General features: G+C 74.1%; 9 protein-coding genes. 6 read left to right on the top strand and 3 right to left on the bottom strand.

All coding sequences use genetic code 11. From position 1 onward, the window contains the following. The first annotated feature begins 153 nt into the window (after positions 1 to 153). From ACIBQZ_RS41735 to ACIBQZ_RS41725, 3 genes are all read left to right on the top strand, one after another. A complete protein-coding gene (locus tag ACIBQZ_RS41735) occupies positions 154 to 513 on the top strand; it encodes a hypothetical protein (RefSeq protein WP_396094496.1) in 360 nt (119 codons plus the stop codon). Further along, positions 510 to 1,493, top strand: coding sequence for a hypothetical protein (locus tag ACIBQZ_RS41730; protein WP_396094495.1), 984 nt, complete (start codon positions 510 to 512; stop codon positions 1,491 to 1,493). Before ACIBQZ_RS41735 ends, ACIBQZ_RS41730 begins: the two co-directional genes overlap by 4 nt. Before the next feature lie 150 nt (positions 1,494 to 1,643). Beyond that, complete coding sequence (locus tag ACIBQZ_RS41725; RefSeq protein WP_396094494.1) at positions 1,644 to 3,167, top strand: DHA2 family efflux MFS transporter permease subunit; 1,524 nt, start codon at positions 1,644 to 1,646, stop codon at positions 3,165 to 3,167. Here the strand turns inward: ACIBQZ_RS41725 and ACIBQZ_RS41720 are convergent. Both ACIBQZ_RS41720 and ACIBQZ_RS41715 read right to left on the bottom strand, forming a co-directional pair. Next, positions 3,126 to 4,178, bottom strand: coding sequence for an Lrp/AsnC family transcriptional regulator (locus ACIBQZ_RS41720; RefSeq protein ID WP_396094493.1), 1,053 nt, complete (start codon positions 4,176 to 4,178; stop codon positions 3,126 to 3,128). The genes ACIBQZ_RS41725 and ACIBQZ_RS41720 overlap by 42 nt on opposite strands. A 23-nt stretch (positions 4,179 to 4,201) precedes the next feature. After that, positions 4,202 to 4,882: a hypothetical protein gene (locus ACIBQZ_RS41715; protein WP_396094492.1), complete on the bottom strand. Its 681-nt coding sequence runs from the start codon at positions 4,880 to 4,882 to the stop codon at positions 4,202 to 4,204. 361 nt (positions 4,883 to 5,243) lie between these two features. On the opposite strand from ACIBQZ_RS41715, the gene ACIBQZ_RS41710 reads away from it, so the two are divergent. From ACIBQZ_RS41710 to ACIBQZ_RS41700, 3 genes are all read left to right on the top strand, one after another. Then, positions 5,244 to 5,909 (top strand): hypothetical protein, encoded by a 666-nt coding sequence (locus ACIBQZ_RS41710; RefSeq protein ID WP_396094491.1) that lies wholly within the window; start codon positions 5,244 to 5,246, stop codon positions 5,907 to 5,909. A 90-nt stretch (positions 5,910 to 5,999) separates the two neighbouring features. Next, the gene (aspS, locus tag ACIBQZ_RS41705) at positions 6,000 to 7,802 is read left to right on the top strand and encodes an aspartate--tRNA ligase (protein WP_396094490.1); all 1,803 of its coding nucleotides are present in this window, start codon (positions 6,000 to 6,002) and stop codon (positions 7,800 to 7,802) included. Further along, a complete protein-coding gene (locus tag ACIBQZ_RS41700) occupies positions 7,802 to 8,656 on the top strand; it encodes a sugar nucleotide-binding protein (protein ID WP_396094489.1) in 855 nt (284 codons plus the stop codon). The genes aspS and ACIBQZ_RS41700 overlap by 1 nt, the downstream gene beginning before the upstream one ends. Here the strand turns inward: ACIBQZ_RS41700 and ACIBQZ_RS41695 are convergent. Continuing rightward, positions 8,600 to 9,514, bottom strand: coding sequence for a hypothetical protein (locus ACIBQZ_RS41695; protein WP_396094488.1), 915 nt, complete (start codon positions 9,512 to 9,514; stop codon positions 8,600 to 8,602). The genes ACIBQZ_RS41700 and ACIBQZ_RS41695 overlap by 57 nt on opposite strands. Positions 9,515 to 9,615 lie beyond the last annotated feature (101 nt).

Genomic DNA, 9,615 nt, shown 5'->3' with positions numbered 1-9,615 from the left:
CTCGTACGAATCAAGGAGACACGACGTCAGCGGGCGACCAACACGATTTTCAGCCCGGAACGGGCCACCTCGCCAGAGGCGACAGGGACTAGCCCGTAGAGTGCCGTTAGCGCTCAGTGTTTTTGATGCAGCTCTACGTGACGGGGAGTGCGCGTGGGTGCTTCGGAACGGCGGGACCTGCTGCTCGCCCGGCAACGGGTGCTGCGCGCCCGCCACGACGAACTGGCCGACCTCGAGGGACGTGACGCGGAGGCGCTGCGGCGGGCCGAGCGGCTCGACCCGGTGCTGCACGACGCCGACCGGCTGATGGAAGTGGTCGACGACATCGTGGCCGGGTACGGGCGCCGCCTGCTGCTGGTGGCGTACGTGGTGCTCGTTCTTGCCGTGGTGCCGGCCGGCCTGGTGATCGCCGACCTGTTGCCGGCGGCCGCGCTGCTCGGGTCGCTGCTGCTGCTCGCCGTCGCGGCCGGGCTCTGGCGCACCGGCCGCGTCCTGGCCCGGACCGGCTCGTGACCGCCGCCGGCTCCGACGACCTGGCCCGGGTCGCGGCCAGGCTGCGTAGCGAGATCGGCGACAGCACCGGCCAGCTGCGGACCCAGTTGGCGGCGGACATGCGGCGGCTCTCCCGGTCGGTCGAGAAGCAGGCCACCGAGACCGGCAAGCGCATCGACGCCACCGACGAGCGGCTGGACGCGCTCGTCGCCGAGCACGCCGAGTTCCGCCGGCAGGTCCAGCGTGGACTGCGGGAGCTCGCGCTCCGGGCGGCCCGGATCGAGGGCGAGTGCCAGCTGCTCGAGGGGCTGCTGCGCCGGCAGCACGGCATCGTCCCGGTCGACCTGGACGCCGTGCCGGCCGCGTTCCGGTCGCTGGTCGCGGACGTCCGGGAGGCCGAGCGGCTCCGGTCGTCGCTGCTGGACGACGACGCCCGCGCGGCCCGGCGCCGCCGGCTTGAGCTCTTCGAGGACCGCGAACGGGAGTTGGCCCGGACCCGGCAGCGGGCCCTGGACGCCAGCCGGGCGCTCGCCGCCGCCAAGCCCGGCGGCTGGGCCTTCCACCGGGCCGCCGGCGCGTACCGGAAGGCGCGCACCGGCCTGCGCGAGCAGGAGGAGGCGCTGGTCGCGGCGCAGGCCCAGCGTGACGCCGCCGAGCAGGAACTGCGCCGGGACGCGACCCGGCAGCAGGAGTTCCGGGCCCATCCGGGCGCCACGGTCACCGACCGGCTCGCCGGGTACGTCCGGGACCGGATCGACACCGCGGTCGCGGAGCACGAGCTGTTCCCGGCCTGGTTCACCACCGTGCTGGGGCACCGGCCGCTCCCCGCCCGGGCGGCCGAGTGGCGGGAGGCGGCGATCCAGCTCGTGCTGTACCGGATCACCTACGAGGTCACCGACGCGGTGGTGGCGCTCGGCCCGCCGCCGGAGAGCGGCCACCGCCTCACCCGGCACGACGCGGTGCAGGCCGCGCTGCGCCGGCTCGACGCTGAGGGTACGTAGTGGATTCTCTCATCTGAGCCACTCGTCACGAGGCTTCATGGCGTTGATGTGCTGTGAAAAGTCGGATCGTCTCAGCAGGGCTCCGTCGGCTGGTGGATCGTGCCCGCGGCGGGAGAGGGTGGTGCGGTCACGCTAAGTCAGGAGATTCCCGTGCGGAAATGGTGGCCGCTGGTCGCGGTGTGCCCCGGTACTTTCATGCTGCTCGTCGACGTCACCATCGTGAATGTGGCGCTGCCGCAGATGGCGGCCGACCTCGGCACATCCTTCAGCGCCCTGCAGTGGGTCGTGGACGGCTACGCGCTGTCACTGGCCGTGCTCCTGCTCGGCGCCGGCGCGCTCGGCGACCTGTTCGGGCACCGCCGGCTCTACGTCGGCGGCCTGATCGTGTTCGCGCTGTCCTCGCTGGCCTGCGGGCTCGCCGGCAACGACGCCGTCCTGATCGCCGCCCGGGTGGTGCAGGGCGTCGGCGCGGCGGCCATGTTCACCACCACCTTCGCCCTGCTCAACGCCGCCTACCAGGGCCGCTCCCGAGGCGTGGCGTACGGCGTCTGGGGCGGCGTCTCCGGCGCGGCCGCCGCGATCGGCCCGATCCTCGGCGGCCTGCTCACCGAGGCGCTGAGCTGGCGCTGGATCTTCCTGGTCAACCTGCCGGTGAGCGTCGCCGCGCTGGTGCTGTGCGGCACCGCGCCGGCCGCCGACCGGGCTGCCCGCCGCGGCCGCTTCGACCTGGCCGGCACGCTGACCTTCACGGTCGCGGCGCTGGCTCTGACGCTGGCCGTCATCCGGGCCACCGCGGTGGGCTGGGGCGCCGCGCAGACCTGGGGCCTGCTGGTGCTCAGCGGTCTGGCCCTGGCGGCGTTCGTGCTGGTGGAGCGGCGTAGCCCGCACGCGATGCTGGACCTGGCCCTGCTGCGCAACCGCTCGTTCGCCGGCATCCTGGTGGCGGCGCTGCTGGTGAACTTCGCGGCCTTCGCGGCGTTCACCTACACCTCGATCTGGCTGCAGACGGTCATCGGCCTCTCGCCCCTGCAGGCCGGCCTGACCGGGCTGCCGATGTCGATCGTCTCGGTGCTCGTCTCCGGGCTGGCGGGCGCGAAGCTGCACGGCCGGTCGCCACGGCTGATCATCGGTGGCGGGATGCTGCTGATCGGCGCGGGCAGCGCCCTGTGCGCGCTGCTGCTCGGCGCGCAGTCCAGCTGGCCCGCCCTGCTGGCCGGGTACGCGGTGATCGGCGCCGGCGTCGGCCTGGTGATGCCGGCGCTGGCGGAGTCCGCGATGGGCGCGGTGCCGGCGCACCGCGGCGGCATGGCCGGCGGCGCGGTCACCACGGCCCGGCAGCTCGGCTTCGCGATCGGCATCGCCGTGCTCGGCACCGTCTTCGCCGGCCGGGCCGAGGACGACCTGGCCGGGCAGGGCGCCCCGGAGCCGGCCGGCACCGCGCACGCCCTCGCCGGCGGGCAGGCCGGCCGCATCCTGGCCGCGTTGCCGGACGGGCTGCGCGACACCGTCGACCGGGCGCTGCACCGCGCGGCGGTGGCCGGGCTGGACGCGGGTTTCCTGGTCTCGGCCGGGGTCGGCCTGCTCGGCGGGGTCGCCGTGCTGGTCCTGGTCCGGCCGGCCGGACCGGCGCGGTCAGAGCACCGGCCCGCCGAGTACGCCGCCGTCCACGATTGAGACGGCGTGCTTGACCCGGCTCTGCACCGGCACCGTCTCGCAGGTGCGGATCTCGGGGATGGCGGCGACCTCGGTGGTCAGATAGCGGTACAGCTCCTGGGCGTCGCGGCACAACGCGGCCGCGGTGATGGTGGCGGTGCCGGTGACCGCCGCCGCCCAGGCGAGCTGGCGGTGGTCGGCGAGCCGGGCGCCGACCGCGGCCAGATCGGCCGGCGCCACGGTGATCCACAGGCTCGCCGCGGCCCGGAAGCCCATCAGCGTCGCCGCCACCTCGGTGTCGAAGTACACCGCCTCGGCCTCGATCAGCGCGCCCAGCCGCAGGGCCACCCGGCGCTGGGTCCAGCCGGTGACCGCGGCCAGCGCGGCGTAGCCGGTCCGGCCGTCGGTGGCCAGCGCCCGCAACAGCGGCCGGTCGCCGGGCTCCACCCGGGCGTCGCCGCGCGCCGCCACCCGCAGATCCTCACCCACCGGCATCCCGGGCTCGGTGCCGTCCAGCAACCGCTCCAGCTGGTCCGCGCCGAGCTGGTCGTCGCCGGCGATCCAGTCCGTCTCGCCGCGGCCCACGAAGCGGTGCAGCACCTGGTGGGCGCTGAGCGAGAGCACGTTGGCCGCCCGGGGCAGATGGTGCAGCAGGCCCTCCGGCCCGTCGCGGCCCTCGGTGACCTGCACCGTGCAGCTCAGCTCGACGCCGCCGGCCCCGATCGTCACCCAGCTGGTGTCGGTGCGCCGGGCCAGCGCCTGCGCCGTGGTGGCCGCGGTGCCCGGACGGCAGTAGATCCGCAGCGTCCAGTAGGTGGTGCCGGGCAGCCGTTCCGGGTTGGCCTGCCCGAAGACCCGGATCAGCCCGGCGGTGCGCATCCGCTGGTAGCGCCGGGCGACGGTCTGCTCGGAGACCGCGAGCACGGCGGCCAGCCGGGCGAACGGCACCCGCGGGGCGAGCCGCAGCCCCTGGAGGATCTGCCGGTCGAGCCGGTCGACGACGGGGGAATCCGCGGAACTGCGAGCTGCCATGGACGGAATGCTACGTACCGACGTCAGTTGCCGAGTGCAGCTCCGTCCAGGATCACCACGCCGCCGGGCCGGTGGCAGGCGACCTCCACCAGCAGCTGGTCCGTCCCGGTGACCTTGGCGCTCAACGCCCGGCCGGCCTCGTTGACAACACTTTGCTGCACGCCCACCTCGAGGGTGCGGAAGGTGTCGTCCGGCTGCCGGATCTTCGTGTAGACCCGCACCTCGACCGGGTCCGCGTTCCGGGTCTCCGCCCAGCCGCTGACGGTCGCGGTGAACGTGCGGAACCGGCGGTCGAGGTCGTAGGTGAGGGTCCGGGCCTGGTCACCCGTCTCGTTGCTGGGGCACTCCACGACGACCGGCCGCGAATAGTCGGCCGCGGTCAGCTCGTCGGGCAGCGCGGTGACCTCGCCGCCGACCCGGGAGACGGTGTCCAGCGGGGTGCCGGCGCTCACCACCGGCGGCGCGGTGCCGGTCGGCGCGGTGGTCAGCGGCGCGTTCGCGGCCGGTGCGGCCGTCGGGGCTGCGGGCGTGGCCGGCTTGTCCTCCGGGCCGGTGGTCTGCTTCCAGGCCCAGCTGCCGCCCGCCGCGACCGCGGTCAACGCGGCGAGGACGGCGGAGATGACGCCGGCCTTGTCGCCCATGTTCAGGGCGCGCCACCGGTCGCGGAACCGACTGTGTGTGTGCGTACTCGTGCTTTCGGTCACCACTCTCGCCTTAATCATCGATGCACGGCCGACGAGGTGCGGAATATCGTCCCGGATGCGCGCCGATCGAGTGTTGCGTACCGTCCGGCGCCTGAAAAAGTGTTTTCAGCCGTTCCGGCGCTCCTCGTGTCCGTTCGACCGAGTCGCGCCGGTCGTCGATCTTGGAGTCGCGTTGACCTCACCGCAGCCGCCCTCCGGCGGTCCTTCCGGGCCGCCCGTTTCCGGGCCGCCCGCTGCCCGTCCGCCCGTCTTCGGCCAGGCCACCGTCGGCGGGCCCGGTCCGCAGGGGCAGCCTCCGGTCTCCGGGCCGCCCTACGGGTCACCCCCGTCCGCCCCACCGCCCGCCCGGTCGGGTCGTGTGGTGGCGCGGCTGGCCATGCTGGTCGCCGCCGTCGCGGTGCTGCTCGCGCTCGGCTCGTTCGGGGTGGCGGCCTGGGCGCTGAACAAGGCGAACGACGCCGTCGACGCCGTCGCGGCGCTCCAGCCTCCGCAGGGCGATCCGCCCGGCACGGCGCCGACCGCGGACCCGACGGCGGAACCGGAATCCACCGGCGACCCGGGTCTGGCCGAGCCGGGTCCGGCGGAGACCAGCAACGCGCCCCTCAACCCTCAGTCGGTCTTCAAGCTTTCCTACGAGAAGCGCACGCTGAACGTGCAGGTGACGGGCTGCGACAAGCGGAACGTCGACCTGGACGAGCCACGGCTCGACGCGGAGGGCGCGGCGGACATCTCCCTGGACGCGTGTACGGGCGGGATCGCCAAGATGGAGTTCACCGACGGCGTGGTCGCGGCGGTGGGGGAGAGCGCCATGACGCCGAACGAGTGCGCCGAGCAGATCCAGTTCAGCGCGATCCCGTCGACCAAGGAGTACCCCATGCGCAAGGGTGACGCGTATTGCATCCAGACGTCGCTCGCCGCCGCCAACAGCCGGGGTGACAGCCAGAGCATGGTCGTTGTCACCGTCACCGGGGTCAACGGCGACAACCTGGTCACCCTGCAGGCGACTGCGTACATCGTGCCTGAGTGACCGGGGCGTCTCCGGGCCGGTGCGCAGCCGTGCGGGGCGCAGCTGACACAATGTCGGATGCGCCCCGTAACCCTGTGAGGAGAAGTTTCCGTGATCCGTACCCATGACGCCGGCAGCTTGCGCGCGAGCCACGCCGGTCAGACGGTGACGCTCGCCGGGTGGGTCGCCCGCCGGCGCGACCACGGAGGCGTGATCTTCGTCGACCTGCGGGACGCCTCGGGCGTCGTCCAGGTGGTCTTCCGTGAGGAGGACGCGCACGCGCTGCGCAACGAGTTCTGCGTCAAGGTCACCGGCGAGGTCACCCAGCGCCCGGCCGGCAACGAGAACCCCGAGCTGCCCACCGGCGCCGTGGAGGTCACCGCGGCCGAGCTGGTCGTGCTCTCCGAGGCTGCGCCGCTGCCGCTGCCGGTCGACGACACCATCACGGCCTCCGACGACCTCCGCCTCAAGTACCGCTACCTGGACCTGCGGCGCAGCGGCCCGGCCAACGCGCTGAAGCTGCGCAGCCGGGCCAACCAGATCGCCCGGGAGATCCTGCACGCGCACGACTTCCACGAGATCGAGACCCCTACGCTGACCCGGTCGACGCCCGAGGGCGCCCGTGACTTCCTGGTCCCGGTCCGGCTCCAGCCCGGCTCCTGGTACGCCCTGCCGCAGTCGCCGCAGCTGTTCAAGCAGCTGCTGATGGTCGCCGGCATGGAGCGCTACTACCAGATCGCCCGCTGCTACCGCGACGAGGACTTCCGCGCCGACCGGCAGCCGGAGTTCACCCAGCTCGACATCGAGATGTCCTTCGTGACCCAGGACGACATCATCGCCCTGGGCGAGGAGCTCGTCGTCAAGCTGTGGGGCGAGCTGGCCGGCTACCCCGTCCAGACGCCGATCCCGCGGATCACCTGGACCGACGCGATGAACCGGTACGGCTCCGACAAGCCCGACCTGCGGTACGGCGTCGAGCTCACCGAGCTGACCGACTACCTGCGCGGCACCGGGTTCCGGGTGTTCGCCGGCGCGATCGACGCCGGTGGCTACGTCGGCGCGGTGGTCATGCCCGGCGGCGCCTCGCAGACCCGCAAGGAGCTGGACGGCTGGCAGGACTGGGCCAAAGCGCGCGGTGCCCGCGGCCTGGCGTACGTGGTGCTGGACGCCGAGACCGGCGCGGCCCGGGGCCCGGTCGCCAAGAACCTGTCCGAGGCGCACCTGGCCGGTCTCGGCGACGTGGTCGGCGCAAAGCCGGGTGACGCGGTGTTCTTCGCCGCCGCCACCGAGCGCCGCGAGGCCCAGGAGCTGCTCGGCGCGGCCCGCATCGAGATCGCCAAGCGGTCCGGCCTGATCGACGAGTCCACCTGGGCGTTCTGCTGGGTGGTCGACGCGCCGATGTTCGAAAAGACCGACAACGGTGGCTGGACGGCCGTGCACCACCCGTTCACCTCGCCGAACGACGAGTGGCTGGACAACTTCGAGTCCGCGCCGGACAAGGCGCTGGCATACGCGTACGACATCGTGGTCAACGGCAACGAGATCGGCGGCGGCAGCGTCCGTATCCACCGCGGTGATGTGCAGAGCCGGGTCTTCGACCTGCTCGGCATCACCCCGGAGGAGGCGCAGGACAAGTTCGGCTTCCTGCTGGAGGCGTTCAAGTACGGCCCGCCGCCGCACGCCGGCATCGCGCTGGGCTGGGACCGCACCTGCATGTTGCTCTCCGGCAACGAGTCGATCCGTGAGGTCATCGCGTTCCCGAAGACCCGCGGCGGCTTCGACCCGCTGACCGGCGCGCCCACGCCGATCACCGGCCAGCAGCGGCTGGAGGCCGGCATCGACGCCAAGCCGAAGGCCACCGCGCCGGCGCCGGGCACCGACGGCGTCGCGCTCCCGGTGCAGCACTCGAACTGATGCGGACGCTGATCGTCGGCGCCAGCGGTCACCTCGGCAGCGAGGTGGCGCGGCTGGCGTCGGCGACCGGCGCGGAGGTCCACGGGACCTCCACCTCCGGCGCCGACGGCTGGTCCAGGTTGGACATCACCGACCGGGCCGCGGTCCACGCGCTCGTCTCCCGGGTACGGCCGGAGCTGGTGGTCAACACCGCGTACCGGGCGGACAGCTGGACGATCTGTGCCGACGGCGCCGCCCACGTGGCCCTGGCCGCGGTTGCTGCCGGCGCCCGGCTGGTGCACGTCTCCACCGACGCGGTGCACGGCGGCCGCCCGGAGCCGTACCTCGATGACGAGTCGCCGACGCCGGTCTACCGCTACGGCGCGGCCAAGGCGGCGGCCGAGACCGCGGTGGCCGCGATCGACCCGGGGGCGGCGGTGGTCCGCACCTCCCTGATCGTCGGCGACGACCGCAGCAAGCAGGTGCGGCTCGCCCTCGACCTGGCCACCGGCCGGTCCCGGGGCGCGCTGTTCACCGACGAGTACCGCCGCCCGATCGACGCGACCGACCTGGCCGCGGCGATCCTGGAGCTGGCGGCGCGGGGCTACGCCGGGCTGATCAACGTGGCGGGCCCGCAGACGCTGAGCCGGGCGGAGCTCGGCCGGCTGGTGGCGGCCCGGCACGGCCTGGACCGGGCCACCGTGCCGGTGTGCACAACCGCCGAGGCCGGCCTGGGCCCCCGCCCCGGTGCCCTCCTGCTGGACAGCTCCCGGGCGGCGGGCCTGCTCAAGACCCCGCTGCGGCCGGTGGAGGAGGCGCTAGCGGACCTGGGCGGCGGTCAGCAGCGCCAGCACCGCAGGAGTGGCCCGCTGTAGCGAGGGCAGCGCGTTGACCGGAGTGACGGCGACCCGCCGGCACCCGTCGAGTTCGATGTGGACGGCCTCCCCGCCGTCGTCCGGCCGCAGCACCACGAACCGGCCGGCCGGCTCGGCGCAGGCCCGGTCGCCCCGGGGCGCCACGCGGACTGCGTTGTTGATGGCCCGGCCCTGCGCCGCGGACAGCTGACCGCCGTACCAGAAATCACCGGACGGACCCCGGTAGGCGCAGAGGCGGACCGGCGAGCGGGCGGAGAACAGCCGGCCGACGGCCGGCGCCCAGTCCTGCCCGCGCGCGTGCCGGGCCACCACGTCGACGTCCCACCGCTGGCTGCAGCCGGCCGCCGCCGCCTCGGCCGACTGGATCTGCTCGATCTGCCAGGTGCCGACCCGGCCCAGGACCAGGGACCCGGCGGCCCGGCGAACCTCCAGCCGGTGCTTGCCGCAGGCGTCGCGCGGCACACCCGGCCGCACCCAGCGGCCCTGCGCGTCGAGCAGGACGAACCACGGCACCCGGGGATTGTCGTCGGTGCAGGGCTGGTCGGTACGCGGCTCGCCGGGCAGCCGCAGCGCCGCCACCAGCGCCGTCACCTGGTCGCTGCGGTCCTCGGTGCCGATCAGCCACCGGCTGCCGTCCGGCCGCTGCTCGTTGTCGGCGCCGCAGACGACGGCGCCGACCGCCGCGAAGTCCTCGTCCAGCCGGGGCAGGTCACCCGCGTCGACCTCGGCCGGCTCCTGCGCCTGCCGGCAGGACTCCCACCGGGGCGCGCTGCCGGCTACCTCCGCCGGCCCGGCGCAGGCAGCGAGCGCCGGCGTGATCAGCAGAGCGAGGGCGAGGACGGCGCGGTTCCAGCTCATGAGGGCTCCTCGGGCAGGCGGGTTCCACCACCTCCGACGGGCCCGGCCACCCGGCGGTTCCGGCTCAGCCGGCGGCCACGGCCTGGGCCCGGCCATCGTCC

It is taken from the genome of Actinoplanes sp. NPDC049599 (assembly GCF_044465625.1).
Lineage (GTDB): Bacteria > Actinomycetota > Actinomycetes > Mycobacteriales > Micromonosporaceae > Actinoplanes.
This window is presented reverse-complemented; position numbering and strand designations above follow the sequence as displayed.